This window comes from Burkholderia sp. Bp9143, assembly GCF_003853645.1.
Classification (GTDB): domain Bacteria; phylum Pseudomonadota; class Gammaproteobacteria; order Burkholderiales; family Burkholderiaceae; genus Burkholderia.
The window spans coordinates 1-26719 of sequence record NZ_QTPO01000037.1 but is presented as its reverse complement, the minus strand read 5'-3'; the positions used below and the strand labels follow the sequence as shown (position 1 = coordinate 26719).

Sequence of the window (26719 nt, the reverse complement as noted above, 5' to 3'; positions counted from 1 at the left end):
AAGTCGGGCCGCTATTGATATTAACTCACGACTTCATTCCAAAAACGCAACACCCCGGCAGGACGAATCCGCCTGTTTCGGCACGGGTATGGGACGTGTCCAGGGCCGGTGTCCGGGCCGCCGCGCCGGTTGCGGCCCGTCGCAACTTGATGACAAAGTTGCATCACCCTGTGCGGAAATATCGTTTGCCGCGCGTGCGGCGGGCACACACAATCGGGGCGGCGTCGAGGTGCACCGCACCCGTCGCGCCGACGGCCGCCCAACGGCGGCCGGACGACAGACGAAGGCGACACGCGTCGCGGCCCGCCGGACCCGGCCGATCCGGATCGGCCCCGCGAGGCAGCGCCGCTGCCCGGCCGGCGGCCGGCAACGCGTCGCACTTCGTAGCCAAAAAACAATCCCGGAGACAGCGCCCAGCACCCGCCATGCATTCAGATGCCCGCCCCGACTCGCCCCGTCCGTCCGGCTCGCCGCCCGCGAAGCCGTCCCTCCACCGCAGCCTGCAGGCGCGCCATCTGCGGATGATCGCGATCGGCGGCTCGATCGGCACGGGCCTGTTCGTCGCGTCCGGCGCGTCGATCTCGCAGGCCGGCCCTGGCGGCGCGATGCTCGCGTACATGCTGATCGGCCTGATGGTCTACTTCCTGATGACGAGCCTCGGCGAGATGGCCGCGTTCATGCCGGTGTCGGGCTCGTTCGCGACCTACGGCTCCAAGTTCGTCGATGAAGGCTTCGGCTTCGCACTCGGCTGGAACTACTGGTACAGCTGGGCCGTGACGCTCGCGGTCGAGCTCGTCGCCGCGCAGCTCGTGATGCACTACTGGTTTCCGCACGTGCCGGGCGTCTGGTGGAGCGCGATCTTCCTCACCTTGATCTTCGCGCTCAACGCGCTGTCGGTGCGCGGCTTCGGCGAGGCCGAATACTGGTTCGCGCTGATCAAGGTGCTGACGGTGCTCGCATTCGTGGGCATTGGCCTGCTGATGATCTTCGGGATCATGCAGGGCGGCCCGAGCGCGGGCTGGGGCAACTTCACGATCGGCGACGCGCCGTTCGCGGGCGGCTGGGCCACCATGCTCGGCGTCGCGATGATCGCGGGCTTCTCGTTCCAGGGCACTGAAATGATCGGCGTCGCGGCCGGCGAATCGGAGAACCCGCGCACGACGATCCCGCACGCGGTCAGCCAGATCTTCTGGCGCATCCTGCTGTTCTACGTGTTCGCGATCTTCGTGATCGGCGTGCTGATTCCGTACACCGACCCAAGCCTGCTGAAGAGCGACGTCACCGACATCGGCGTGAGCCCGTTCACGCTCGTGTTCCGCCACGCGGGCCTCGCGTTCGCGGCCGGCGTGATGAACGCGGTGATCCTGACCGCCGTGCTGTCGGCCGGCAACTCGGGCATGTACGCGTCGACGCGGATGCTCTACAACCTCGCGGTCGAAGGCCGCGCGCCGAAGCTGTTCGCGAAGCTGTCGCCCGGCGGCGTACCGCGCAACGCGCTCTATGCGACGACGGCCGTCGGCGCGCTGTGCTTCCTCACGTCGCTGTATGGTGACAAAACCGTCTACCTGTGGCTGCTGAACACGTCGGGCATGGCCGGCTTCATCACGTGGCTCGGCATCGCGGTCAGTCACTACCGGTTCCGCAAGGGTTTCCTGAAGCAGGGCTATCGGCTCGACCAGCTGCCGTACCGATCCAAGTGGTTCCCGTTCGGTCCGCTGTTCGCGTTCGCGTTGTGCGGGATCGTCGCGCTCGGCCAGGACTACCAGGCATTCCTCGCCGACAAGATCGACTGGGCCGGCATCGCCGCGACCTACATCGGCCTGCCGTTCTTCCTCGTGATCTGGCTCGGCTACGCGCTGGTGCGCAAATGCCGCCTCGTGCGCTACGAGGACATGGAGATCGCGCCGTGGATCGAGCGCAACGCGACGCCCGACGCCACGCCAAAGGCCGACGCCGGCTATCCGGCCTACGTCGGCACCCCGGTCAATCCGACGCCGGGCGCCTGATGTCCGGTCGTGCAGCGGCCGCCGCCCGACCGCGGCGGCCGCTGCACTGAAAACCCCATTCGACGCGGCGCGCGCGTTCAGGCAAGATCGACGCGCGCCGTCCGTTTTTCCGCCGTTACGTCACCGAAAACGCATGCAGAACTTCTACGAAGCCACCGTTACCCGCCAGCCCTACCCGCAACTGACCGGCACGATCGACACGCAGGTCTGCATCGTCGGCGGCGGCCTCGCCGGCCTGTGCACGGCGCTCGGCCTCGTCGAGCGCGGTGTGCGGGATGTCGTCGTGCTCGACGGCGAACGGGTCGGCTTCGGCGCATCGGGCCGCAACGGCGGCTTCGTGTTCGGGGGCTACAGCCTCGACAACGCGGACCTGCTGCGCACGCTCGGCCGCGACGAGGGCCGCCGCCTGTACCGGCTCACTGTCGATGCGGTGGATCTGATCCGCGCACGGATTGCCCGCTACGGGATCGACTGCGACATCGTCGACAAGGGCGTGATGCTCGCGAACTGGTTCGACGATCCGTCGCGGCTCGACGGCGTGCGCACGCTGATGAAGCAGGAATTCGACGTCGACTGGGAACCGGTCTCGACGGACGCGCTGCGCGCGCGGCTGAAGTCGCAGCGCTATTACGGCGGCCTGTTCGAGCCGAACGCGTTCCACTTCCATCCGCTCAAGTACGTGCTCGGCGTCGCGGCGGCCGCCTCGCGCGGCGGCGCACGCGTGTACGAACGCTCGGCCGCGCTCGGCATCGCGCGCGAAGGCGCCGGCTACGTCGTGCGTACGGCGCAGGGCACGGTGCGCGCGAAGGACGTCGTGTTCGCCGGCGGCGGCTATGCGCGCGGCGTGTCGCCGCGCATCGAACGCGCGGTGCTGCCGATCGCGACCTACGTGATCGCGACCGAGCCGCTCGGCACGCGCCTGCCGGACGCGATCGATGCGCCGTACGCGATCTATGACACGCGTTTCGCGTTCGACTACTACCGTCCGCTGAAGGACACGCGGATTCTGTGGGGCGGCCGGATCTCGGTGCTCGACCGCGGCCCCGACGCCATCGCGCGTCTGCTGCGGCGCGACCTGCTGCGCGTGTATCCGCAGCTCGACGGCGTGAAGGTCGATTACGCATGGGGCGGACTGATGAGCTATGCGCGGCACAAGATGCCGCAGATCGGGCGCGACGCGGACGGCGTGTGGCACGCGATCGCGTTCGGCGGCCACGGGATGGCGCCCACCACCGTCGCCGGCGAAGCGCTCGCCGCCGCGCTGGCCGGCGAGCAGCCCGTGCCGGAAGGCTTCGCCGCGTTCGGGCTCACGCGCACGTTCGGGCTCGCGGGCCTCGCCGCCGCGCAGCTCACGTACACCGCGTACCAGGCCCGCGACGCGCTCGCGTCGTGCCGGCGCTGAACGCCGCCGGCGGCGGCCGAAACCGCGCGGCCGATTAGAGCGGAAGGTCGGCGGGACGGGGATTTCCCGCATGCTAGAATGATTTTTTCATGCCGCCGCCAACCCACAACAAAGTCACATGAAAGCTGGAAGCAAGGCCGCCACGTCCGAAAGCCGCGCGCTTGCGACCGATGCGCGGCGCAAATACGATCCCGAGCAAACCAAGCGCAACATCCTCGACGTCGCCACGCAGGAGTTTTCCGCGATGGGCCTCGCCGGTGCGCGCGTCGACGCGATCGCCGAGCGTACGAACACGACGAAGCGAATGCTCTACTACTACTTCGAAAGCAAGGAAGGCCTGTACGAGGCCGTGCTGGAGAAGGTGTACGGCGACATCCGCGCGCTCGAGCAGGAACTGCACGTCGGCGACATGGAGCCGCGCGAAGGCATGCGCCGGCTCGTCGAATTCACGTTCGACTATCACGACAAGCATCGCGACTTCGTCCGCCTCGTGTCGATCGAGAACATCCACGGCGCGAAGTATCTCGAACAGCTGAAGTCGTTCAAGAACCGCAACGTCAGCATCATCAAGACGCTCGAGGAACTGCTCGAGCGCGGCGCGGCGAGCGGCGCGTTCCGCAAGGACATCGACGCGTTCGACCTGCACCTGCTGATCAGCTCGTTCTGCTTCCACCGCGTGTCGAACCGCTACACGTTCGGCGCCGCGTTCGGCCGCGATCCGTCTGCGCCGCGGCTGCGCGCGCGGCATCGCGAGACGATCGCCGACTCCGTGCTGCGCTACGTCGCCGCATAGGCACCCCGCGCGATTCCGCCCGCAGGCCTGCTGGCGCGCGATGAACTCGCCGTCCGGCACACCTCCCGAACGACACCTCGCCGCGTGCAACCGGCATGAGCCGGACGCACGCGGCGCGTCCCTTCGGCCGCTTCAGGCCGAGCGCGTGCGTCGCGCGTCAGTCCGTCGGCGCGGTCGACGCCAGCGCGATCCGCGCCTTCTCTTCCGGGCTTCCCGCCACGTAATACTTCTTCGCCCAGCTCGCATCCGGCGCGAGCGCGAGCGACCGATGCGCACCAGCGCCATGCTGTTTCGTTTCGATCGACAGCGCCCGCGCGCGGTAGTGCTCGTAGAGCCGCAGGAATTCCGCGAGATAGATCGCCGCGATCCGTGAGTCGCGAATCTCGAGCAGGTTCTCGTCGTTGAACTGCTCGGAATTGCGGCTCATGTTCGCCGAGCCCGTATAGACGATCGGGTTCGCGCCTTCCGCATCGATCACGATGAACTTGTGATGGATCACGACCGGCGGATAGGCCGGCACCGGCTCGCCCGGAAAAAGGCGCAGTTCCGGCTCGAAACCTTGCGGCACCGTCGCCGGCGAAAAATACGCGGCATCGATCACGTCGCGACGATCGCGCTGGCGATGGTAAAGCTCGAGGTTGGCAAGCGTCGCCGCATCGAGCGGCTGGCCGTCGTGCTGCGCGGCATCGGCCTTCGTCGCGCTGCCGACGTTGATGCGGTTCACCAGGCCGAACATCATCAGGCCGCGGTCGCCGGCGGCAAAGCATGCGTCGCGCAGCGCCGCGTCGGTCGGCATGAACAGGCAGAACGACACCGAATGCTTCGCGGCCGCGATCGCGGCGACGATCGTATCGATCTCGGTGCGCTGCCCCGCCGGCTCCGGCGAAAACGCGACGCGCACCCGCGCGCTGCCGATCGCCATCGGCTCGGACCAGCCCGGCGACAACTTCGCCGTCTCCGCGATCGACGGATTCGCGGCCAGCGCATGCGCACGCGCGTTGTACAGCGCGGCGAGCGGCGGCGAATCGAATGCGTGCAGCACGTTCGCCTGCTCCGTCAGCCCTTCGGTCGTGAAGTTCGCGGAACCGGTCAGCACGCGCGCCGGCGTCACCGCAGGTGCTCCATTCGCCGGTGCGTCGGTCACGATGAACTTGTCGTGCATGATGTGCGTCTTGTCGCGCGGCGCGAGCGTCGCGAGGCCCTGCAGCGCGTCGACGGCCGGCTGGTTCGGCGACGGCAGCGGCGGCTTGCCCTTGCGCGCGGTCGTGTGCGCGTCGTAGACGATCGCGAGCGACGCTTCGCCGTGCTGATGGCCGAACGCCTCGAATGCGGGCAACGTCCACAGCGTGTCCGTCAGGTGATAGGCGGCCGACGCCGCGCGCGACGCGGGGTCGAGCATCTCCGCGAACACCTGTTCCATGTCGTTCGCGAGCCACGTGCGCAACTTCAGCGCCTGGTCCGCGCTCGGCGCCGCATTCGGCGCGAGACCCAGCGCCGCCACCTGCTTCGCGAACGCCTGCGAGCTGACCACCGCGCGGTTGAACCACGTGCCGACGCCGTCCACGATGTGCGCGGGCAGCACGACCTCGCACACGCCGGCCTCCGCATCGAGCACCTGCAGGTGCTCCGGCGTGCCGACGACCGGATAGACGTCATAGCGGAACGACGCATCGCGGTCTTGCGGATCGATGCGCGCGTCCCACCACATGAATTTCTGGATCGGCGCCTGGTCGGTCGGCGCGTCGCCCTGCGTGTCGGCGGCCGGGCCGTCGAACGTCAGCCGGTTCGGCAGCCAGCTGTTCGGTGCCCGCGTCTTGCCGTCAGCCGACCAGAAACCCGGCGTGCGCCGGATCGCGAAGCCGAGGAAGTCGGTGCGCGAGGCCGCATCGGGCCAGTCGAAGGCCAGCAGAACCAGGGTCGGGGAAAGATAGCTGCGTACGCTGACGGTCATTCGTTGCTCCTGGCGTTCCGGCCAATAGAGATGAATGAGTCAGTCTTGACTGCGGGTCTTCCAGTGCGATGACCGTTCGATGAACCTTGTATGTCGGCGCCGCGTCAGTCGCACACGAGCAGCTCGATGCCGCGTGCGGTCAGCGCGCGGCGCACGGTCTTGTCCGGCGCGCGCTCGGTGACGAGATAGCGCGCGGCCGACGTGCCGTTGATCCGCACCGGCGTCACGCGGCCGAATTTCGAATGGTCGGCGACGATGATCGCCGTGCCGGCCGCCGCGATCATCCGGCTGCGCACTTCGGCGGCGAGCCGCGAGTAGTCGGTGCAGTCGCCGTCAGTCGTGATGCCGCCCGCGCCGACGAACGCGAAATCGACATGGTATTGCGCGAGCTGCTGAATCGTATCGAGCCCGAACGTCGCGTCCTCGTCGTCGGACAGTTCGCCGCCGAGCAGCGTCACGCGATTGCCGTTGCGCCGCGCGAGCACGAACGCGGTGCGCCAGTCGTTCGTGTAGATCGACAGCCGGTGCCGGTCGGTCAGCGCGAGCGCGACCGCGTGCGGCGTGCTGCCCGAGTCGATCAGTACCGATGCGTCGTCGGGCACGAATTCGGCCGCGCGTCGCCCGATCGTGCGCTTCGCCTCGGCGTTCGCCGCTTCACGCTCGGACAGGCTCGGCTCGCGGCGGTCCGCCGCCAGTGCGCCGCCGTGCGTCATCACGAGCAGGCCGCGCGCCGCGAGCGCGTTCAGGTCGCGCCGCACGGTCTCGCGCGATACGTCGAGCGAGCGCACGAGTTCGGCGACCGACAATGCGCCCGATCGTCCGAGCTCCGACAGAATGTATTGATGACGTTGTTCCGCCAGCATCGCAATGCGCCCGAGGCGATTGGTAATGGGTAAGCCAATCATTGTATTACGACCGTTTGACCGCCATTTGACGGCGGCGCGTCCGGCGGCCGCCGCGTTTCACGAAAGCGAAATTCTGTATTGCCCGATGCGCGCGAATCGGTGCGGCAAGCGGTTGCTACACTCTGCGTTTCGCCGAACGACAGACCATCAAGGGGCTTGCGCCATGTACCGCAAAGGCAGTGTGCTCGAAATCCAGTTTTCGCCGGAACGACTCAACGATGGGGCCGGCGATCCGTACTGGATCGACCTGACGCTCGACGAGGCCCGCCGGCTGTACGAACAGCTCGCCGCGCGCTTCGCGACCGACGCGCGCGCGAACCAGCCGCTCGACACGTTCTCGCTGGACTGATCTCCCTTCCTCTGCGCGCGCCACGACGCGCTTTCATGCCGCGGCGCCTTCACCCGCCCGGCCGATAACCGAACGGCCGGTACGCTGCCGCGCTTGCGGCGTTTTGCGTCCGTTGCCACCACTCGAAGCCACGCGCCGCGCATGGCCGCACGCATGCGCCCCGCACGCGCGACGAACGAGTGCAGAATCCGACAAGACGGCAGCACCGCTTCGCCCGATACTGGCCGACTTCACGATTCGTCCGGCCGTATCGCGGCTCGCCACGCATGCTTACCTCGCTCGTCGCCGCGGCCTTCGTCGCGCTGTGGTCCACCGGCTTCATCGTCGCCCGGGCAATCAAGCCCTACGCCGATCCGAACCTGTTCCTGCTCGCGCGTTTCGCGGGCACGGCCGTGCTGTTCGGCGCGGTGGCGCTCGCCGCGCGCGCGCCGTGGCCGGCCCGCCGCGAATGGCCGCGCCACCTGATCGCGGGCGCGCTGCTGCAGGGCGTCTATCTCGGCGCCAGCTACTGGGCCGTCGCACAAGGGCTGAACGCGGGCGTGATGGCACTGCTCGGCGCACTGCAGCCGCTCGCCACCGCCGTGCTCGCGGTGCCGCTGTTCAACGAGCGGCTGCCCGCGCGCGGCTGGCTCGGGATGGCGCTCGGGCTCGCCGGCGTCGCGCTCGTGCTCGCGCCGAAGGTCGCGGGCGGCGTCGCGCCGCCGCCGGGCGCCGCGCCCGCGTGGTTCGTCGTGGCCGTGTCGATCCTGTCGGTCGGCTCGATCACCGCGGGCTCGCTGTACCAGAAGGGCAAGCTCGCGCGGAACGACCTGCGCACGGCCGTCGCCGTGCAGAACCTCGGCGCGGCGATCGTCGCGGCCGTCTTCGTCGTGCTGCTGCACGAAACGCGCTGGATCGGCGCGCCGGCGCTGTGGATCTCGCTCGTATGGGGCGTCGTGTTCCTGTCCGGCGGCGCGGTCACGATGCTGATGTGGATGCTGCGGCGCGGCAACGCCGCGCGCGCGACGTCGTTGCTGTTCCTCGCGCCGCCGCTCGCCGCACTGCAGGGCTACCTGCTGTTCGGCGAAACGCTCGCGACCGTCCAGCTCGCCGGCTTCGCGCTCGCGCTGGTGGGCGTCGTGCTCGCGCGGCGCTGACGCGAACGCGAACGCGAACGGGAGCGGGCGCGGGAAGCACCCGTCAAAGCGCCCCTTCATGCATCGAAACGAAGCGTGCACGCGCACGCTACGATGCGCCGCCCCGCGCGCTGCACCATGACGATGCATCGCGTCTCGCCGAAGCAACGCGCGGCCGCCGGATCGCATGCCCGGCACGGCGCCGGCCCGCGATTGCGCTTATGATGGGCGCCTTGCATTTCGTTCCGGAACTCCCTTCATGACATCCGCCGATTACGCCAGCCGCCAACGCGCGATCATTGCCGAACTGAACGTCGCCCCCCATTTCGACGTCGACGCCGAGATCGCCCGCCGCGTAGATTTCCTCGCGCAGTACCTTCGTTCGACCGGCCTGCGGACCTACGTGCTCGGCATCAGCGGCGGCGTCGATTCGTCGACGGCCGGACGGCTCGCGCAGCTGGCGGTCGAACAGCTGCGCGCCGGCGGCTATGACGCCCGCTTCATCGCAATGCGCTTGCCGAACGGCGTGCAGAACGACGAAGCCGACGCGCAGCGCGCGCTCGCGTTCGTGCGCGCGGACGAAACATTCACGGTCGACGTGAAGCCCGCCGCCGACGCGATGCTCGCATCGCTGGTCGCATCCGGCCACGCGTTCGAAAACCCGGCACAGCAGGACTTCGTGCACGGCAACATCAAGGCGCGCGAGCGCATGATCGCGCAGTACGCGGTCGCCGGTGCGCGGCGCGGCATCGTGATCGGCACCGACCACGCAGCCGAATCGCTGATGGGCTTCTTCACGAAGTTCGGCGACGGCGGCGCGGACGTGCTGCCGCTCGCCGGCCTGAGCAAGCGTCGCGTGCGTGCGGTCGCCCGCGCGCTCGGCGGCGACGAACTGATCGTGATGAAGGTGCCGACGGCCGACCTCGAGGAACTGCGTCCGCTGCGCCCCGACGAGCACGCGTACGGCGTCACCTACGACGAGATCGACGATTTCCTCGAAGGCAAGCCCGTCGCCGACAGCGTGTACGAAACGGTGCTGCGCTTCTACGACGGTTCGCGCCACAAGCGCGCGCTGCCGTACACGCCGTTCGACTGGCCGGCCGCGTAAGCCGGCCGCTCCGGCCAAAACACCGCGCGCGCGAACCATGGCGGTTGCGCGCGGCACGTGCATGACGGGCAGCGCTACGCGTGCCCGCCCGTCTTCTTCGCCTGCAGGGCGCGAATCCGCATCCGCGCGCCCGTATCGCTGACCGTCGCGTCGTACATCGTCGCGAGATCGCGCTTGAGCGCGGTGCGCGACCCGCCGTCGAGATACACCATGTGCCCCGACGGATAGAAGCGCGCGGACAGGTTCTGCCGCACCTTCTGATCCTCGAGCGGCATCTGCTGCAGGTCGATCACGGTCTGGTAGAACGGCGTGACGAAATCGTACAAGCCGTTCGCCGACAACACCTTCAGGTCGACGTTCAGCGCCATCACCGCGGCGAGATCGCCCGCGGTATAGAGAATCAGGTTCCCCTTCGCATCGATGCCCTGCTGCGCGCCGGTCGGGTCGATGTGGCTGAAGTCCCAGTTCTGGAACGCCTGGTCGTTCAGGTCCGTGAACGCGGAGTTCGACGTGAACTTCAGCTGCTCGTTCAGGTAGCTGTTCCACATCGCCGTGTAGACGCCCGTCACGGCCGTCATCGTCGGATCGTTGCCGCCCGAGTTCGGATCGACCTTGCCGGCGATGCCCGACGAGATCCCGGTCACGCGCCCGTCGTACGACCCGAGCGCGAGCCCCTGCGCCTGCAGCAGCGTCGTCAGGAACAGCGAATTGCCGCGCGCGTTGTAACCCGCGATGTCGAGCCCCCACGTCTGCAGCGTCGCCGTGTCGATGCCCGTATAGTCCGACAGCTTCAGCACGGCGGCCGGGTCGGCATGCGGCACGTTGCGCAATGCGGTCAGGTAGTCGGTGCGCGCGAACTGCGCGACTTCCTCGACGAACGTGCCGAGATCGGTCGGCGCGGGCTTGACGCCGAGCTTCTTGTGATACCACGCGTCGGCCGCCGCGGTCGGCAGCGCGCCGACCGGATTGCCGGCCTGCCGGTAGTCGAGGATCGACGACTGCAGCGTGACGCCGTTCAGGTCGACGCCGTCCTCATGCAGCTTGTACGCGAGCACGCAGCTGCGCGCGGTGCCGTACGATTCGCCGAACAGGTATTTCGGCGAATTCCAGCGGTTGTTCTTCGTCAGGTAGCGCTTGATGAACTGCTTCAGCGAATCCGCATCCTGGTCGACGCCCCAGAAATTGCGGTTCTTGTTCGGCGCGACGGCCGCCGAATAGCCGGTGCCGACCGGGTTGATGAACACCAGGTCGCTGTGGTCGATCATGCTGTCCGGGTTGTCTTCCATCTGGTACGGCGCGGGCGGCGTGAACCCCGGCATCGACGTCTTGATGCGCTTCGGCGCGAACGAGCCGAGCAGCACGAACACCGACGACGACCCGGGCCCGCCGTTGTAGAAGAACGTGACGGGCCGCGTTTCCTCCTTCGCGCCGTCGGCCGTGAACGCGACGTAGAAGAGCTTCGCGGCCGGCTGCGAACTGCTCGGGTCGACCGTCACGAGATGGCCGGCCGTCGCCGTGTACGCGATGCGCTTGCCGTCGATCAGGATCGTATGGTGCGTGATCGCAGCCGCTTCGGTTGTGTCGGTCACCGAGTCGTCGGGGCCGTTGCCATACGCGACCGGATCGAAGAACGGCTGGTCGCGGCCGTGGCTCAACGCGACCGGACTGATGGTCGGCGGCACGCCATGCGAATTGTGGTCGCCGTGATGCAGCGGATACACGCCGCCGGAGGATGCGGAATCGATGCCCATCGTGCTGCTCCTGGAGGTGAAAAAAGACGCGGGCAGGAAACCCGCGTCGCATAAGAAGGTCCGTGCCGGCGCGTCAGCTCGACGGCTTGCGCGCGAGGATCGCCGCGAGTTTCGGGCCGTCGGGACTGCCGAGGCCCGTGCACGCATCCCAGCCGGACGCGGCTGCATACCTGCCGTTCGAGCCTTTCGTGACGTCGCGCAGCGCGCCCGGATTCTTGTACAGCGCCGGATTGATCCAGCCGGCCGATGCGCCGGCCGCCGCGTTGATCCGTGCGATCAGCGCGGCCCACAGCGGCGCGACCGCGCTCGTGCCGCCCATCACCGCGGCCGTGCCGGCGACCGACACCTCGTAGCCCGTCTGCGGCGATGCATCGCCGGCGACGTCCGGCACGCCGCGCTTCGCGAGCGGTGTGGTGCTGCCGTCGGCGAGCGCGACGGTCAGCCCCTGCTGCCAGGCCGGCAGGTCGAACAGCGTGCTGACGCCACCGCCGCCCGCGCCGCCGCCGGCCGCCTCGTCGTTCCACGTGACCTCGCTGCGAATGCCCTGCCCGGGCAGCGCATCGAGTTGCGTGCCGCCGCAGCCGAGCACGTACGGGCTCGACGCCGGGAAGTCGACGTGATCCGTGCCGTCCTGCAGCCCGTCACCCGAGCCGCTATCGCCCGACGCCGCGCACACCGTGACCCCCTGCGCCGCGGCCGCCTGCAGCACGCGGTTGAACGCCTGCGCCGACTGCGCCTGCCAGATCGCTTCCGGCCCGCCCCAGCTGATCGAGATCACCGACGGCCGGTTGGTCTTGTCGCTGACGGCCGCGTTGACGGCCTGGATGAAGCCTGCGTCGCTGTTCGGCGCGAAGTAGACGGCGATCTTCGCGGCCGGTGCGATCGCACCGGCGATCTCGATGTCGAGCGCGACTTCGCCGTCCGGGCCGTTCGCCTCGCCGGTCGGCGCATTGCGGCCGGTGCCGACGTTCACGTCGACGAGCGTCGGCGGCGTGCCGATGCCGAGCCCGCGGAAATACTGCTGGATATCGGCCGCGCGATAGCCACCGCCGAGTTCGACGATCGCGATGCATTGCCCGGCACCGTCGCCGGCCGGAAAGCCGTACAGCGACGCGAGCTGGATCGGCGTGAACGTGACGCCGGCGGCGCCGCGCGCGGGCTGGAACGGCGGGCGCAGCCGAAAGTGCGGCCGCGCCTGCGGACGGCTGTCGAGGCCGAGCACGGCCGTGACGGCATCGCCGAGCTCGTCCGGCAGCGCGATCGGGCCCGAGCGGCCGCGATACTGGCCGATCGCGCGATGCTCGAAACGCTCGAGCTTCACGCCGAATGCCGCTTCGAACTGCTGAATCGAGCCGGACAGCACGACGACGCTTTCGACCGGATCGACGCGATCGACCGTCAGCTGGTGACGACGCGCGAAGTCCTCGGTCTTGCGGATGTCGTCGGGATTGGCGGAGAAACGCTGCGCGAACGCTTCGCGCGACAGCGGTTTCGCCTGTGCGTCGCCGGTGGCGAGCTGGTGGACCAACGTATCGAGTTGCCCTTCTTCCTGCCGCCGCAACATGATCGTGACGTGAATGCGTTCTGCCGGATCGCACGGGCCGAGGCACTTGGACTCGGCGACGATTCGGGGTTCACGGTCGGCGTGAAGATGCCTTGCCATGTTCAGACCCTCCTTGGTACCGCGTTGCACGGAACAGCCAGGAAATCGGACAGGGCCGGCGGGAGACGGTTCCGTTCGGTCAGTCGGTTCGCGAAAGCGCGAGGTTAAGGGGAGTTTAGATCAGTCAGATGATTTGCGCGCACGCCCTTCTGCGGCGGGCGCATGCGCGCGAAGACCGGCCTTGCACGCGGTCCGTACCGATCGGCGCAGCGCCACCGTGCGGCCTGTCGACCCGCGCGGCGGCGATGCGATGAAGCAACTCAGTCCATCGACAGGCGCAGCGCGAACCCGATCAGCGCGGCGGAAAACGTCCAGCGCTGGACCGTCTGCGCGAGCGGATGCGCGCGCATCCACGCCGCGATGCGCGACGCGCCGAACACGCAGGCGAGGTCGAAACATACGCCGGCCGCGACGAGCAACGCGCCGAGCTCGAACATCTGCCACACGACGGGCCCGGCCTCGGGGCGCACGAACTGCGGCAGCAGCACCGAGCAGAACAGGAGTGCCTTCGGATTCAGCAGGTTCGTCAGCAGCCCCTTGAAGAACGACTGCCGCAACTCGCCCGCCGCCGCGTCGCCGTCGCCGAGCGCGAACACGGGCGAACGGAACACCTGGATCGCGACGTACGCGAGATAGAGCGCGCCGCCGTAGCGGATCACCTCGTACAGCCACGGCGCGCTGCGGATCAGCGCCGCGACGCCACAGGCGGACAGCGTCACGTGCGCGGTGCGCGACAGCGACAGGCCGGCCGCCGCCGCCATGCCCGGGCGCACGCCGCGGCCGATGCTGGTCTGCAGCACGAGCGCCATGTCGGGCCCGGGCACCGCGTAGATGGCCGCCAGCGCGGCCAGATAAATCAACAGCAAATGCGTGGAAATCATGGTCTGCCCCCGTCCTTCAATGACGATATGTTGCCGCTGAAGGTGGAGGGATTATTGGCCATCTTTGGCTCAGGATTGGCGATTCATGGCGGAATCCGCCACAATCACGGAATACAGAAAAGGATTCCGCCAACATGACCGAACTCGACAAAACCGATCGCGCGATCCTCGCCGCGGTGCAGCGCGACGGCCGCCTGCCGATCGCGCGCCTCGCCGATTCCGTCGGCCTGTCCGAGACGCCGTGCGCACGGCGCCTGAAACGTCTCGAAAACGACGGCTACATCGAGCGCTACCGCGCGCAGCTGTCGCGCCAGGCGCTCGGCTTCGGCGTGGTCGCATTCGTGCTCGTGCGGTTCGCGACGCACGACCGCAAGGTCGCCGACCGGTTCGAACGGGAAGTGCTTGGCATCGAGCGGATCCTCGCGTGCCACAACGTCGCGGGCACGGCCGACTACCTGCTGCAGGTGGTCGCGCGCGATCTGGACGACTACGGCACGTTCCTGCGCGACTCGCTGCGGATGCTGCCGGGCGTCACGTCGATCGAATCGGCGCTGTCGTTGCGGGAGGTGAAGCACGATGCGGGGTTGCCGGTGCCGTGATGCGGGCGGCCCCGGACGGAAGGCCGCGCACGACGGACACTCGACCCGTCACGTCGACGCGTTTCGATGCGGGCCATGACCGGGCACGCCGGCGTAACGCTTGTTCACATTGTCGACGTCGTCGGGCCTGCACGACGATGTCGTGCAACTGGCGTGCGCGCCGAGATTCGTCCGCCTACGTGACGATGTCGGGCGACTGGTGCGCGCGTTCGAGATCCTCGAGAAACGCTTCGACGAGCGGATCGCCGCGCCCGTCGCGCGCCACGACCATGTGGAACGTGACGTCGTAGCGCAGTTGCTCCGGATTGAGCGGCGCGAGCAATCCCTGCGCGACATACGGCGCCGCGAAGTGCTGCGGCAGGTAGCCGAGGTGATGGCCAGACAGGATCAGCAGCGCGACGGCCTCCATGTTGTCGGCGGTCGCGGTCACGCGATCGGGCGTCGTCGACATCTGCGCCTCCGGCAGCGGATACGAGCGCCAGGCCCACTCGAATCCGGCGACATCGTCCGGCGTCAGCGCGCCGGCACGTTCGAACAGCGGATGGCCGCGGCCGCAGTATGCGACCTGCCGCTCGATGAACAGCGGCGTGTAGTGCAGCGACGGCACGCGATGCCAGAAGTAGCCGACCGCGATCTGGATCTCGTCGCTCAGCAGCTTCTCCTCGAGATCGCCCGGCGCGCGCACCGAGATCGAGAAACGCACGGCCTCGTCGCGCGTGCGAAACGCGGCGATCGCCTCGGCGATCCGCGCGTTCTGGCTGACCGGCGTATGGCCGATCAGGCCGATATGCAGCGTACCGACCAGCTGGCGGTCCATGTGTCGCGCCGCCATCCCGAATTCGTCGAGCGCGGCGAGCAGCTTGCGGCTCATCGCGTGGAACCGCTCGCCTTTCGGCGTGAGCCGGAAGCCGCTGCGGCCGCGCTCGCAGAGCCGGTAGCCGAGCCGCGTCTCGAGCGACGACAGTTGCGCGCTGATCGTCGACTGGCCGACGTTCAGCATCGCCTGCGCGGCCGACACGCCGCCCGCGTCCGTGACCGCGAGAAACACGCGGATCAACCGCAGATCGAGGGTCGACAGATTCCCGAGCACGTTATCCCCCTTCCATACATCGATGGAAATCGATGTTTACGTCGATATCTTCGCATTCTTCTTTCCGGCGTGACGCGTAAAACTATGTGCCAGGCCGCGTCGAATGATACGGCAACCCCACATCGGAAGAGACAAGCCCATGAACGACCACACCCATTTCCAGCCGCTCGGCGGCAATGAAATGCCGCGCTGCGGCGGCATCGCGACGATGATGCGCCTGCCGCACGTGGCGAGCGCCGCCGGGCTCGACGCCTGCTTCGTCGGCGTGCCGTTCGACCTCGGCACCTCCAACCGCACCGGCGCGCGCTTCGGCCCGCGCCAGATCCGCACGGAATCCGTGCTGCTGCGCCCGTACAACATGGCCACGCGCGCAGCGCCGTTCGATTCGCTGCAGGTCGCCGACATCGGCGACGTCGCGATCAACCCGTACAACCTGCACGATTCCATCGCGCGCATCGAGGCCGCATACGACGCGATTCTCGAGCACGACTGCAAGCCGATCACGCTCGGCGGCGACCATACGATCGCGCTGCCGATCCTGCGTGCGATCCACCGCAAGCATGGCAAGGTTGCATTGATCCACGTCGATGCACACGCCGACGTGAACGATACGATGATGGGCGAAAAGATCGCGCACGGCACGCCGTTCCGCCGCGCGGTCGAGGAAGGCCTGCTGCACGGCGACAAGGTCACGCAGATCGGCCTGCGCGGCACCGGCTATGCCGCCGAGGATTTCGACTGGTGCCGCGAGCAGGGCTTCCGCGTGGTCCAGGCCGAGGAATGCTGGAACAAGTCGCTCGCGCCGCTGATGGAGGAAGTGCGCGCGCGCATCGGCGATACGCCCGTCTACATCAGCTTCGACATCGACGGCATCGACCCGGCCTACGCGCCGGGCACCGGCACGCCGGAAATCGCGGGCCTCACGGTACCGCAGGCGCTCGAGATCATCCGCGGCGCGAAGGGGCTGAACATCGTCGGCTGCGATCTCGTCGAAGTCGCGCCGCCGTACGATCCGTTCGGCACCACGGCCCTGCTCGGCGCGAACCTCGCGTACGAGCTGCTGTGCGTGCTGCCCGGCGTCGCCTATCGCGACTGATCCCGGCACACGACCTATTCCAGATCAGAGGATTCCAGAGGAGCACATAACAGATGGGGACTTCCGTCAAGCAACCGAAGCGGGCGGCGCTCGCTTCGTTCGTCGGCACCACGATCGAGTGGTACGACTTCTATAGCTACGCGACCGCCGCCGCCATCGTGTTCGGGCCGTTGTTCTTCCCCGGTGAAAGCCGTTTCGTCAGCCTGCTCGCGTCGTTCGGCTCGTTCGCGGTCGGCTTCTTCGCGCGGCCGCTCGGCGGCGTGATGTTCGGCTATCTCGGCGACCGCTTCGGCCGCAAGCGCTCGCTGCTCGCGACGCTGATGCTGATGGCCGTGTCGACGGTCGCGATCGGCCTGCTGCCGACCCATGCGCAGGCCGGTGTGATCGCACCGATCCTGCTGGTGCTGATGCGCGTGCTGCAAGGCATCGCGGTCGGCGGCGAATGGGGCGGCGCGGTGCTGCTCGCCGGCGAGCATGCGCCCGAAGGCAAGCGCACGTTCTTCGCGTCGTTCGCGCAGCTCGGCAGCGCGAGCGGCCTGATCCTGTCGATGCTCGCGTTCGGCGCGATCAGCACGCTGTCGAAAGACGACATGATGAGCTGGGGCTGGCGCGTGCCGTTCCTCGCGAGCGCCGTGCTGCTGGCGGTCGGCTTCGTGATCCGCGCGAGCGTGTCCGAATCGCCCGAGTTCGAGGAAGTCAGGAAAAGCGGCAACACCGCGCAAAACCCGGTGCGCGAAGCGCTCAAGTACTGGCCGCTGCTGCTGCTCGCGATCGGCGCGAACGTGTACGGGATCGCCGGCGTGTATTTCAGCAACATCTTCATGATCAGCTACGCGACGCAGTTCCTGTCGCTCGACCGGTCGATGGTGCTGCATTGCATGACGATCGTCGCCGTGCTGCAGTTCGTCGTGCAGCTCGCGGCCGCGTTCCTCGCGCAGCGCTTCGGCACGACGCGCGTGCTGCTGATCACCGGCGCCTGGGCCGCGATCGTGCCGTTCGTGATGCTGCCGCTCGTGCACATGGGCACGCCGCTGTCGATCACGGTCGGCGTCGGCCTCGCGACGCTCGCGGAATCGGGCTACTACTCGGTGGTCGCGGGTTTCGTCAGCGGCATCTTCATCGCGCGCATCCGCTACACGGCGATCTCGATCGCGTACCAGGTGTGCGGCGCGATCGCCGGCGGCCTCACGCCGCTCGTCGCCACGCTGATCGCACAGAACACCGCGCCGCAATGGTGGCCGCTCGCGATCCAGTACATGAGCGCCGCCATGCTGTCGTCGGTGTGCGTGTGGCTGATCTCGCGCCGCGTCAGCATCGACGATGCGGGCGCGCCCGGCAAGGCGGACGATGCGCTGCCGCGCGGCACACGTACCGCGTAACCTCACCTCACGCAACGGGCAGGCGACATCGCCTGCCCGTTTGCATTGGGCGTCCGGCGGTACGCCGCAACGCCCCCGCCTCCCCGAACATTCATTACGACAAGCGGCCCGCACATGCGGGCCGCAAGCGTGCCGCCCGATCATCGATCGCGACGGCAGCCGCGCAGCGTTCGCTGCGTTATTTCACCTGGCTGCGCAGCGTCTTCGCGGCAGCGACCATGTTCGTCAGCGCCGGAATCACTTCCGCCCACTGGCGCGTCTTCAACCCGCAGTCCGGGTTCACCCACAGGCGTTCCGCCGGAATCCGCCCGGCCGCCTTCTTCATCAGGCCGACGATGTGATCCTGCGTCGGGATGTTCGGCGAGTGAATGTCGTACACGCCCGGCCCGATCTCGTTCGGATACCTGAAGCTGTCAAAAGCGTCGAGCAGTTCCATGTCCGAGCGCGACGTTTCGATCGTGATCACGTCCGCGTCCATGTCGGCGATCGACGCGATGATGTCGTTGAACTCCGAATAGCACATGTGCGTATGGATCTGCGTATCGTCCTGCACGCCATTCGCGGTGATGCGGAACGACTCGACCGCCCACTTCAGGTACTCGCCCCATTGCGCGCGGCGAAGCGGCAGCCCTTCGCGCAGCGCGGCCTCGTCGATCTGGATCACGCGCACGCCGGCCTTCTCGAGATCGAGCACTTCGTCGCGAATCGCGAGCGCGAGCTGGTAGCACGACACCGAACGCGGCTGGTCGTCGCGCACGAACGACCAGTTCAGGATCGTCACCGGGCCGGTCAGCATGCCCTTCATCGGCTTGTTCGTCAGCGACTGCGCGTACGTGATCCATTCGACCGTCATCGCCTTCGGGCGGCTGATGTCGCCGAACAGGATCGGCGGCTTCACGCAGCGCGAACCGTACGACTGCACCCAGCCGAACTGGCTGAATGCGTAGCCGTCGAGCTGCTCTCCGAAGTATTCGACCATGTCGTTGCGTTCGGCTTCGCCGTGCACGAGCACGTCGAGTTCGAGCGATTCCTGTTCGCGCACGCTGCGCTCGATTTCCGCGTGCATCGCCGCGCGGTAGCCGGTTTCATCCAGCGCGCCGGCCTTGAATCGGCTGCGCGCCTGGCGGATCTCGGCGGTCTGCGGGAACGAGCCGATCGTCGTCGTCGGGAACGCCGGCAGGTTCAGTCGTGCCGACTGCTTCGGCGCGCGCTCCGTATAGGGGCTCACGCGGTTGCCGAGCTGCGCGTCGATGCGCGCGATCGCGGCCTTCACCGCCGGGTTGTTCACGCGCGGCGAGCGGCGGCGCGAGTCGATCGCGGCCGTGTTCGCGGCGAGCGCGTCGGCCACCGCGTCGCGGCCTTCGTTCAGCGCGGTCGCGAGCACTTTCAGTTCGTCGAGCTTCTGCAGCGCGAACGCGAGCCACGAGCGGATCTCCGCATCGAGCTTCTCCTCGCTCGCGAGATCGACCGGCACGTGCAGCAGCGAGCACGACGGTGCGAGCCACAGGCGATCGCCCAGTTGCTTCGCGAGCGGTTCGAGCCAGTCGAGCGTCGCACTCAGGTCCGCCTTCCAGATATTGCGGCCGTTGATCGCGCCCACCGACAGCACGCGGTCGGCCGGCAGTTCGCGCACGAGTACGTCGAGTTCGTCGCGGGCGTTGATCGCATCGATATGCAGGCCGTCGACCGGCAGCGAGGCGGCGAGTGTCAGGTTGTCCTGAAGCTGGCCGAAGTACGTCGCGAGCAGCAGCTTGATGCGGCGCGTCTCGAGCGCGTCGTATGCGGTGCGCAGCGCCTGGCGCCATTCGGCGTCGAGCTCGGTCACGAGGATCGGTTCGTCGATCTGCACCCATTCGACGCCCTGCGCGGTCAGCGTGTCGAGCAGCGCGCCATATACCGGCAGCAGCTTCGGCAGCAGCGCGAGGCGATCGGAATCGTCCTTCGCCTTGCCGAGCCACAGATACGTGACGGGGCCGAGGATCACCGGCTTCGCGGCGACACCCTGCGCCTGTGCTTCCGCCAGTTGCTGGAGCAGGCGCGACGGATCGAGCGAGAAGTTCGTATCCGCATGGAATTCCGGGACGATGTAGTGATAGTTCGTATCGAACCACTTCGTCATTTCACCGGCCGCAACACCGCCGCAGCATGCCGCGTGTGCTTCCGCCGACTCCGCCGAGCGGCCGCGCGCGACGCGAAAATAATTGTCGAGCGCATCGCCATGGAAGTCCTGCACGCGCGTCGGCAGGTTGCCGAGCGTGAAGCTCATGTCGAGTACCTGATCGTAGAACGCGAAATCGCCGATCGGTACGAGATCGAGGTCGCGCTGGTCGTTCCAGTGGCGCTGGCGGAGCTCGGTGCCGAGTGCCTTCAGCGCGTCGCGCGATGATTCGCCCTTCCAGTAGCGTTCGAGAGCGAACTTGAGTTCGCGCTTCGCGCCGATGCGCGGAAAACCGAGGTTGTGTGTCGTAACCATGAAGCTGCCGTCCAGAAGAAATAGTCGATCCGGCAGCCATCATAGGGATTTCACCCCATGAAATAAAATGGCATTATTTCATTTATCCATTAAATTTGTTCATGTATTTGTTGGGTGAGCGATAGCCATGCTGGAACGATTCCATCTCGTCGTGATCCGCGAAGTCGAGCGCCAGGGCTCGCTGACCGCAGCCGCCAACGCGCTGCATCTCACGCAATCGGCGCTCAGCCATACCGTCCGGAAAATCGAGCAGCAGCTCGGCACGCCGATCTGGGATCGGGAGGGGCGCGGCCTGCGGCTCACGCAGGGCGGGCAGTATCTGCTGAAGCTGGCGCACCGGCTGCTGCCGCAGTTCGAACTCGCCGAGGAGCGGATGAAGCAGTACGCGAAGGGCGAGCGCGGCACGCTGCGCATCGGGATGGAGTGCCACCCGTGCTACCAGTGGCTGCTGAAGGTCGTGTCGCCGTACCTGTCGCGCTGGCCGGACGTCGACGTCGACGTGAAGCAGCGCTTCCAGTTCGGCGGCATCGGCGCGCTGTTCGGCCATGACATCGACGTGCTCGTGACGCCGGACCCGCTGAACAAGCCGGGGCTGCGCTTCGATCCCGTGTTCGACTACGAGCAGGTGCTGGTGGTCGCGGATGCGCACCGGTTCGCGAACGCCGACTACGTGACGCCCGAGCAGCTGACCGACGAGGTCCTGATCACCTACCCGGTCGAGACCGACCGGCTCGACATCTACAACCAGTTCCTGACGCCGGCCGGCATCGTGCCGCGGCGCCACAAGTCGATCGAGACGACCGACATCATGCTGCAGATGGTGGCGAGCGGGCGCGGCGTGGCCGCTCTGCCGAGATGGCTGGCCGATGAATACGCGGACCGCATGCCGGTCGTGCCGGTCAAGCTCGGCAAGAAGGGCATCGCGAAACAGATCTTCCTCGGCATCCGCGACGCGGATGCGTCGATCGACTATCTGGCCGCATTCGTCGCGCTGGCGCGCGAATCGACGTGGAACGCGCCGCGCATGCTGCGCTAGCCGCGCTCGCGCCGTGCGCACTTCCGGCGGTCCGCATGCCGATGCGCAGGCCCGTTGTTCACTATATGGACGACGACGCGAGCCGGCACGGCATGTCGCGTCGCGACGTAACGGCACCAACCCCTTACACACCTGTAAAGCAATGATTCGCCCTCCCGACTGTCATCAAACTGACTGGTAGCGAAAGCTAGGATCGGACGCGGTTCCCTTACGAGATGCCGTCATGAATCAACCTGCTTCGTCCGCACCGAACAATTCGGGCTCCGTCGAACGCACCGGGCAGGTCGGCTATGCCGTGTTCCTGCTGGTGCTCGCGCTCGGTGCGATCTATATCGCCACGCACCTGATCGCCGATCTGTCGCCGGTCCGCGAAGGATCGCTGTTTCCGTACCTGATGCTCGGCGCCGCGCTGCTGATCGCGCTCGGCTTCGAATTCGTCAACGGCTTCCACGACACCGCCAACGCGGTCGCCACCGTGATCTATACGCACTCGCTGACGCCCAACGTCGCGGTGATCTGGTCCGGCATGTGGAACTTCCTCGGCGTGATGGTCTCGAGCGGCGCCGTTGCGTTCGGCATCCTGCAGTTGCTGCCGGTCGAACTGATCCTGCAGGTCGGCAGCGGCGCAGGCTTCGCGATGGTGTTCGCGCTGCTGATCGCCGCGATCGTGTGGAACCTCGCGACCTGGTATTTCGGGTTGCCGTCGTCGAGCTCGCATACGCTGATCGGGTCGATCATCGGTGTCGGTCTGATGAACCAGCTGATGCACGGGCCATCGGGCACGAGCGGCGTCGACTGGGGCCAGGCGCTCGGCGTCGGCAAGTCGCTGCTGTTCTCGCCGATCGTCGGCTTCCTGTGCGCGGCACTGCTGCTGCTCGTGCTGAAGGCACTCGTGCCGATTCCGGAACTGTACAAGGAGCCACCGAAGGATCAGCCGCCGCCGTTCTGGATTCGCTGCCTGCTGATCCTCACGTGCACGGGCGTGTCGTTCGCACACGGGTCGAACGACGGGCAGAAAGGAATGGGCCTCATCATGCTGATCCTGATCGGCACGGTGCCGACCGCGTATGCGCTGAACAAGGCCGTCACGCCGGCCGAAACGCAGACCTTCGTCGCCGTCGCGAACCAGGCTGCCGCGACGCTCGGGAAGTACACGAACGGCGTCGCGCCGTCCGCGAACCCGCGTGCCGACGTCGAACACTACGTGCAGCATCGTGACCTGACGCCCGCCGTGCTGCCGGCCGTGCAGCAGCTGTCCACGTCGCTCGCGACCGCGGTCGGCGCGTCGGGGTCGATGGCGGCGGTGCCGCAACGCGACGTCGACAACGTGCGCAATACGATGTATCTGGTGTCCGAAGCCATTCGCCTGATCGAGAAGTCGGGGCAGCCCGCGTTCGCCGCTGACGACAAGCTCGCGATCGACAACTATCGCAAGCAGCTCGACCACGCGACCAAGTTCATTCCGACGTGGGTAAAGGTGGCCGTTGCGATCGCACTGGGCCTCGGCACGATGGTCGGCTGGAAGCGGATCGTCGTGACCGTCGGCGAGAAAATCGGCAAGCAGCATTTGACGTATGGGCAGGGCGCGTCGGCCGAACTCGTCGCGATGCTGACGATCGGCGCAGCCGACGTGTATGGCCTGCCCGTGTCGACGACGCACGTGCTGTCGTCGGGCGTCGCGGGCACGATGGGGGCGAACGGATCCGGGCTGCAGTGGAGCACGGTGCGCAGCCTCGTGCTTGCATGGGTGCTGACGCTGCCCGCGTCGATCGTGCTGGCAGGCGGGCTCTACTGGCTGTTCCGGTCGGTGGCTTGATTGGGGAACGGTGGGTGGCCGGTGAGCGCTGGCCGCCTGCTGTAGCAGGTTCCAACGTCGCTTCTTCGCTTCTCCGCTTCTCCGCTCCGACACGTCGCGGCATTCGACGTGTCCGTGCCGCGCCCTCCCCTTTCCCCCTTCCGAATTGGAGCGCAAGATCTGGAGCGCGCCGGCACACGGACGCCGCTAGACTGGCTTCATCAACTTTCATCGTGACTTCGACCGTACACGCGACGCTTGCGAATATTCCGCGCGACTGTACGACGCCACACTGCTGACGAACCGAGGTAGGCCCGTGAATATCGCCGATCTGCAATCTGCCGTCGAATCGACGGACATCGCGCAACGCGTCGACGCAATCGACTGGTCGACCGTCGATGTCGAGCTCGATCGCTACGGATGTGCGCGTGTACCGGGCCTGATCTCCGCAAGCGAATGCGATGCGCTCGCCTCGCTCTATCCGCCGGATGCGCTCTATCGTTCACGCGTCGTGATGGCACGGCACGGGTTCGGGCGCGGCGAATACAAGTACTTCGCGTACCCGCTGCCTGCGGTCGTCGCCGAGCTGCGCGCGACGCTCTACCCGCATCTCGCGCCGATCGCGAATCGCTGGAACCAGGCACTCGGGATCGACGTCCGCTATCCGAAAGAGCACGAGACATTCCTCGATCGCTGCCACGCGGCGGGACAGACACGACCGACGCCGCTGATCCTGCAATACGGTCCCGACGACTACAACTGCCTCCATCAAGACCTGTACGGCGAGCATGTCTTTCCGCTCCAGGTCGCGATCCTGCTGTCGGCACCTGGTCGGGATTTCACGGGCGGCGAGTTCGTGCTGACGGAACAGCGGCCACGCATGCAGTCACGCGCGGAAGTGGTGCCGCTGACACAAGGCGACGCGGTGATCTTCGCCGTGCATGGCAGGCCCGTGCAGGGAACGCGCGGCGCCTACCGCGTCAACTTGCGCCATGGTGTGAGCAGAATTCGAAGCGGCCACCGCTACACGGTCGGCATCATCTTCCATGACGCACAGTGACGGCCCGCGAAGCGCGCATGGCGCTGTCGTGCCATTCGGCACGCGGATGGGTTCGCGCAGCGGTTCCCACCCATCATTGTTCGAGGCGAGTTGTACCGTGGCATCGCCGCACGGTCTGCTCATCGTCCGCAGTAACGGATGACGGGTTGCGCCGCCCGTCGGACCATCGTCGCCATGATGGATCGACGTTTCAGGTGAGCAACGAAAAGCCGCAGCCCTCACCTGCAGCAACGCCAATGCAACGAGAGATCCGGCCTACCCTCGGGCCACATTTGCCCGCAGGCGATCGCCAGCATTGGAGGCCAGTCGCGCATAGCCCGGCAACGTCAGCAGCGCGAGCACGCCCGCTGCAACGAACGCCCAGCGAAAATCGTCGAGTACGTAGTGCACGCCGACCGCGTCGCCACGCACCAACGCCGCGAGCCGCAGCGACAACGCGCCGAACGCGATCCCCATCCCGATCGTCATCTGCTGCGCGGCACTCCACAGCGTGCTGGCCGCGCTCGTCTGCCGAGCCGGGATATCCGCATATGCCAGCGTCGCAAGCGTCGTGAACTGCATCGACCGCGTGAGTCCGTAGACGAAGACGACGCACAGCGTGATCGCCAACGGCGTCGACGCGGTCAGCCAGCCGCACGCGATCGTGAAGATGCCGACGATCGTCACGTCGACGAGCGCAACGCGCCGGAAACCGAAGCGGTCGAGGATCCACGAGGTTCCCGCCTTCATCCCGAGATTGCCGAGCGCGCTCGCGAGCAGCAGCAGGCCGGATTGGAACGGCGACAGCCCGAAGCCGATCTGGAACAGCAGCGGCAGCAGATACGGCACGGCATTGATCGCCATCCGCGTGATCGAGCCGGTGATTACCGTCACCGAGAACGTCGGCACCTTCAGCGTCGTGAAATCGAGCAGCGGATGCGTGCAGCGTTGCGCGTGCATCCACGCGGCGATGCCGAACAACACGCTCGCGCCCACCAGAATGCCCGCGCGCGTGAAGTCGACGTCCTGCTGGCCAGCCGCTTCGGTACCGATCAGCAGACAGGTCAGCGCTCCACCGGCCAGCACGAAGCCGACCCAGTCGAGCGGCCGTTGTTCGTCGGCCCGCGTGTTCCGGACGATCAGCCAGGTACAGACGAGCGCAGCAATGCCGAACGGGACATTCAACAGGAAGATCCATCGCCATGACGCGTAGGTCGTGATGAAGCCTCCGATCGGCGGCCCGACGACCGGCGCGACGATGCCCGGCCACGTGATCGTCGCGATCGCACGCATCAGCCTGGCCTTCTCGGTGCTGCGCACGACGATCATCCGTCCGACCGGCACCATCATCGCCCCGCCGACACCCTGAAGCAGGCGCGCGGCCGTGAACGTCACCACACCCTCGGACAGCCCGCACAGCACCGACGCGCCGGTAAAGACGAAGATGGCGGTGGCGAACACCGTGCGCGAGCCATAGCGATCCGCGATCCAGCCACTGATCGGGATGAACACCGCGAGCGCCAGCATGTACGCCGTCATCCCGAGGCTCAGCGCGTTCGGCCCGACGCCGAACGAACGCGCCATCTGCGGCAGCGCGGTCGCGATCACGGTCGTGTCGAGGTACTCCATGAAGAACGTTGCGGCGACGAGATACGGCAAGAAGTCGGTCGTCCGACCACCTTGGGCAGGGCTGTCAGTCATGAACGGTACGGGAGACGGAATGCGAAGGACGCCGAGTGCCGGCAGATGGAGACAAGCGCCGGGAATCGGGACGAATGGCGATATTACTCTGAAGGGCGGGTTGTCCGCTCTGTCGGGCATGCGCAGCTGGACTTTATGCGCATAGATTTTTATGACGATATCGTGCTGCGTTCGCCGAATGGCGCACACGATCAGGTCGACGCGACACGTCGAAGGACGGGTAGATCAAGTAGGGGCATTTTTCGCCGGAAAGTGGCATTTATCGACAATCGTCGATCAACATCGCACATCGTCGGCCATCACATCACCATCGCCGGATTCACTGACATTGGCCGGACGCTGACTGAGGGGGATTGGTCTGATCTGAAGAAGGATGTGCCGGGAGATCTCGGTGGTGCAAAGTGGCGGATTGCTCGAGAACCGTGGGTGCAGACGGTCCTGCCCGCTCATCGACGACCACGTCGACGGATCGCGCTTTTCCGCGCCGCAAAATGCAAAAACCCCCGCCTGTTCGGGCGGGGGTTTCTGGCTTAGGGAGCCTGACGATTACCTACTTTCACACGGGAATCCGCACTATCATCGGCGTA

21 protein-coding genes are annotated in these 26719 nt (G+C 67.0%); 13 read left to right on the top strand and 8 right to left on the bottom strand.

The annotated features are described in order from the left end of the window. The first annotated feature begins 425 nt into the window (after positions 1-425). From DIE23_RS25685 to DIE23_RS25675, 3 genes are all read left to right on the top strand, one after another. Positions 426-2006 carry an amino acid permease gene (locus DIE23_RS25685; RefSeq protein ID WP_124614680.1) on the top strand — a complete coding sequence of 527 codons (1581 nt, stop codon included), beginning with the start codon at positions 426-428 and terminating at the stop codon, positions 2004-2006. 133 nt (positions 2007-2139) lie between these two features. Beyond that, entirely contained in the window at positions 2140-3408 is a 1269-nt protein-coding gene (locus tag DIE23_RS25680) for an FAD-binding oxidoreductase (protein WP_124614679.1), read from the top strand. Positions 3409-3526: 118 nt separating this feature from the next. After that, complete coding sequence (locus DIE23_RS25675; RefSeq protein WP_044848780.1) at positions 3527-4201, top strand: TetR family transcriptional regulator; 675 nt, start codon at positions 3527-3529, stop codon at positions 4199-4201. A 157-nt stretch (positions 4202-4358) separates the two neighbouring features. Here DIE23_RS25675 and DIE23_RS25670 read toward each other — a convergent pair whose 3' ends face one another. Beyond that, complete coding sequence (locus DIE23_RS25670) at positions 4359-6152, bottom strand: phospholipase D-like domain-containing protein (RefSeq protein ID WP_124614678.1); 1794 nt, start codon at positions 6150-6152, stop codon at positions 4359-4361. Positions 6153-6256: 104 nt separating this feature from the next. After that, positions 6257-7015, bottom strand: coding sequence for a DeoR/GlpR family DNA-binding transcription regulator (locus DIE23_RS25665; RefSeq protein ID WP_124614677.1), 759 nt, complete (start codon positions 7013-7015; stop codon positions 6257-6259). A 205-nt stretch (positions 7016-7220) separates the two neighbouring features. Between DIE23_RS25665 and DIE23_RS25655 the strand changes: the two genes are divergently transcribed. From DIE23_RS25655 to nadE, 3 genes are all read left to right on the top strand, one after another. Further along, positions 7221-7406, top strand: coding sequence for a hypothetical protein (locus DIE23_RS25655; protein ID WP_006752380.1), 186 nt, complete (start codon positions 7221-7223; stop codon positions 7404-7406). A gap of 266 nt (positions 7407-7672) precedes the next feature. Next, positions 7673-8542 carry a DMT family transporter gene (locus DIE23_RS25650; protein ID WP_124614676.1) on the top strand — a complete coding sequence of 290 codons (870 nt, stop codon included), beginning with the start codon at positions 7673-7675 and terminating at the stop codon, positions 8540-8542. A 238-nt stretch (positions 8543-8780) separates the two neighbouring features. Then, positions 8781-9629, top strand: a complete 849-nt coding sequence (gene nadE / locus DIE23_RS25645; protein ID WP_124614675.1) for an ammonia-dependent NAD(+) synthetase — start codon at positions 8781-8783, stop codon at positions 9627-9629. Positions 9630-9703: 74 nt separating this feature from the next. Here nadE and DIE23_RS25640 read toward each other — a convergent pair whose 3' ends face one another. The 3 genes from DIE23_RS25640 to DIE23_RS25630 all read right to left on the bottom strand — a co-directional run bounded on the left by DIE23_RS25640 (position 9704) and on the right by DIE23_RS25630 (position 13924). Beyond that, positions 9704-11380: a S10 family peptidase gene (locus DIE23_RS25640; protein ID WP_124614674.1), complete on the bottom strand. Its 1677-nt coding sequence runs from the start codon at positions 11378-11380 to the stop codon at positions 9704-9706. A 73-nt stretch (positions 11381-11453) separates the two neighbouring features. After that, the gene (locus DIE23_RS25635; RefSeq protein ID WP_124614673.1) at positions 11454-13043 is read right to left on the bottom strand and encodes a protease pro-enzyme activation domain-containing protein; all 1590 of its coding nucleotides are present in this window, start codon (positions 13041-13043) and stop codon (positions 11454-11456) included. A gap of 260 nt (positions 13044-13303) precedes the next feature. After that, entirely contained in the window at positions 13304-13924 is a 621-nt protein-coding gene (locus DIE23_RS25630; RefSeq protein WP_124614672.1) for a LysE family translocator, read from the bottom strand. Between the two features lie 134 nt (positions 13925-14058). Here DIE23_RS25630 and DIE23_RS25625 point away from each other — a divergent pair, with 134 nt between their 5' ends. Further along, positions 14059-14523 carry an Lrp/AsnC family transcriptional regulator gene (locus tag DIE23_RS25625; RefSeq protein WP_044848788.1) on the top strand — a complete coding sequence of 155 codons (465 nt, stop codon included), beginning with the start codon at positions 14059-14061 and terminating at the stop codon, positions 14521-14523. A 175-nt stretch (positions 14524-14698) separates the two neighbouring features. Here the strand turns inward: DIE23_RS25625 and DIE23_RS25620 are convergent, their stop codons facing one another. Beyond that, positions 14699-15613: a LysR family transcriptional regulator gene (locus DIE23_RS25620; protein ID WP_124614671.1), complete on the bottom strand. Its 915-nt coding sequence runs from the start codon at positions 15611-15613 to the stop codon at positions 14699-14701. A gap of 139 nt (positions 15614-15752) precedes the next feature. Here DIE23_RS25620 and speB point away from each other — a divergent pair, with 139 nt between their 5' ends. Together speB and DIE23_RS25610 are read left to right on the top strand one after the other, a co-directional pair. Beyond that, entirely contained in the window at positions 15753-16709 is a 957-nt protein-coding gene (gene speB, locus DIE23_RS25615) for an agmatinase (RefSeq protein WP_124614670.1), read from the top strand. A 53-nt stretch (positions 16710-16762) separates the two neighbouring features. Continuing rightward, positions 16763-18088, top strand: a complete 1326-nt coding sequence (locus DIE23_RS25610; protein WP_124614669.1) for an MFS transporter — start codon at positions 16763-16765, stop codon at positions 18086-18088. Between the two features lie 178 nt (positions 18089-18266). Here the strand turns inward: DIE23_RS25610 and metE are convergent, their stop codons facing one another. Then, entirely contained in the window at positions 18267-20561 is a 2295-nt protein-coding gene (metE, locus tag DIE23_RS25605) for a 5-methyltetrahydropteroyltriglutamate--homocysteine S-methyltransferase (RefSeq protein WP_124614668.1), read from the bottom strand. A 127-nt stretch (positions 20562-20688) separates the two neighbouring features. On the opposite strand from metE, the gene DIE23_RS25600 reads away from it, so the two are divergent. From DIE23_RS25600 to DIE23_RS25590, 3 genes are all read left to right on the top strand, one after another. Beyond that, complete coding sequence (locus DIE23_RS25600; protein ID WP_124614667.1) at positions 20689-21597, top strand: LysR family transcriptional regulator; 909 nt, start codon at positions 20689-20691, stop codon at positions 21595-21597. 223 nt (positions 21598-21820) lie between these two features. Then, on the top strand, positions 21821-23413 hold the full coding sequence (locus tag DIE23_RS25595) for an inorganic phosphate transporter (protein WP_124614666.1): 1593 nt from the start codon (positions 21821-21823) through the stop codon (positions 23411-23413). Positions 23414-23708: 295 nt separating this feature from the next. Beyond that, positions 23709-24452: a 2OG-Fe(II) oxygenase gene (locus tag DIE23_RS25590; RefSeq protein WP_124614665.1), complete on the top strand. Its 744-nt coding sequence runs from the start codon at positions 23709-23711 to the stop codon at positions 24450-24452. Between the two features lie 255 nt (positions 24453-24707). On the opposite strand, the gene DIE23_RS25585 is transcribed toward DIE23_RS25590, so the two are convergent. Then, positions 24708-26132 carry a DHA2 family efflux MFS transporter permease subunit gene (locus tag DIE23_RS25585; protein ID WP_124614664.1) on the bottom strand — a complete coding sequence of 475 codons (1425 nt, stop codon included), beginning with the start codon at positions 26130-26132 and terminating at the stop codon, positions 24708-24710. Between the two features lie 45 nt (positions 26133-26177). On the opposite strand from DIE23_RS25585, the gene DIE23_RS25580 reads away from it, so the two are divergent. Continuing rightward, complete coding sequence (locus DIE23_RS25580) at positions 26178-26666, top strand: hypothetical protein (RefSeq protein WP_124614663.1); 489 nt, start codon at positions 26178-26180, stop codon at positions 26664-26666. The last annotated feature ends 53 nt before the right edge of the window (positions 26667-26719 follow it).

What these genes read in the sequence shown, in the direction of transcription:
- DIE23_RS25635 (WP_124614673.1), bottom strand. Translation starts at nt 13,043, where the DNA reads ATGGCAAGGCATCTTCACGCCGACCGTGAACCCCGAATCGTCGCCGAG.
- DIE23_RS25665 (WP_124614677.1), bottom strand. Translation starts at nt 7,015, where the DNA reads ATGCTGGCGGAACAACGTCATCAATACATTCTGTCGGAGCTCGGACGA.
- DIE23_RS25685 (WP_124614680.1), top strand. Translation starts at nt 426, where the DNA reads ATGCATTCAGATGCCCGCCCCGACTCGCCCCGTCCGTCCGGCTCGCCG.
- DIE23_RS25650 (WP_124614676.1), top strand. Translation starts at nt 7,673, where the DNA reads ATGCTTACCTCGCTCGTCGCCGCGGCCTTCGTCGCGCTGTGGTCCACC.
- DIE23_RS25655 (WP_006752380.1), top strand. Translation starts at nt 7,221, where the DNA reads ATGTACCGCAAAGGCAGTGTGCTCGAAATCCAGTTTTCGCCGGAACGA.
- DIE23_RS25580 (WP_124614663.1), top strand. Translation starts at nt 26,178, where the DNA reads ATGGAGACAAGCGCCGGGAATCGGGACGAATGGCGATATTACTCTGAA.
- DIE23_RS25625 (WP_044848788.1), top strand. Translation starts at nt 14,059, where the DNA reads ATGACCGAACTCGACAAAACCGATCGCGCGATCCTCGCCGCGGTGCAG.
- DIE23_RS25630 (WP_124614672.1), bottom strand. Translation starts at nt 13,924, where the DNA reads ATGATTTCCACGCATTTGCTGTTGATTTATCTGGCCGCGCTGGCGGCC.
- DIE23_RS25600 (WP_124614667.1), top strand. Translation starts at nt 20,689, where the DNA reads ATGCTGGAACGATTCCATCTCGTCGTGATCCGCGAAGTCGAGCGCCAG.
- DIE23_RS25680 (WP_124614679.1), top strand. Translation starts at nt 2,140, where the DNA reads ATGCAGAACTTCTACGAAGCCACCGTTACCCGCCAGCCCTACCCGCAA.
- speB (WP_124614670.1), top strand. Translation starts at nt 15,753, where the DNA reads ATGAACGACCACACCCATTTCCAGCCGCTCGGCGGCAATGAAATGCCG.
- DIE23_RS25610 (WP_124614669.1), top strand. Translation starts at nt 16,763, where the DNA reads ATGGGGACTTCCGTCAAGCAACCGAAGCGGGCGGCGCTCGCTTCGTTC.
- DIE23_RS25595 (WP_124614666.1), top strand. Translation starts at nt 21,821, where the DNA reads ATGAATCAACCTGCTTCGTCCGCACCGAACAATTCGGGCTCCGTCGAA.
- metE (WP_124614668.1), bottom strand. Translation starts at nt 20,561, where the DNA reads ATGGTTACGACACACAACCTCGGTTTTCCGCGCATCGGCGCGAAGCGC.
- DIE23_RS25675 (WP_044848780.1), top strand. Translation starts at nt 3,527, where the DNA reads ATGAAAGCTGGAAGCAAGGCCGCCACGTCCGAAAGCCGCGCGCTTGCG.
- DIE23_RS25670 (WP_124614678.1), bottom strand. Translation starts at nt 6,152, where the DNA reads ATGACCGTCAGCGTACGCAGCTATCTTTCCCCGACCCTGGTTCTGCTG.
- DIE23_RS25640 (WP_124614674.1), bottom strand. Translation starts at nt 11,380, where the DNA reads ATGGGCATCGATTCCGCATCCTCCGGCGGCGTGTATCCGCTGCATCAC.
- nadE (WP_124614675.1), top strand. Translation starts at nt 8,781, where the DNA reads ATGACATCCGCCGATTACGCCAGCCGCCAACGCGCGATCATTGCCGAA.
- DIE23_RS25585 (WP_124614664.1), bottom strand. Translation starts at nt 26,132, where the DNA reads ATGACTGACAGCCCTGCCCAAGGTGGTCGGACGACCGACTTCTTGCCG.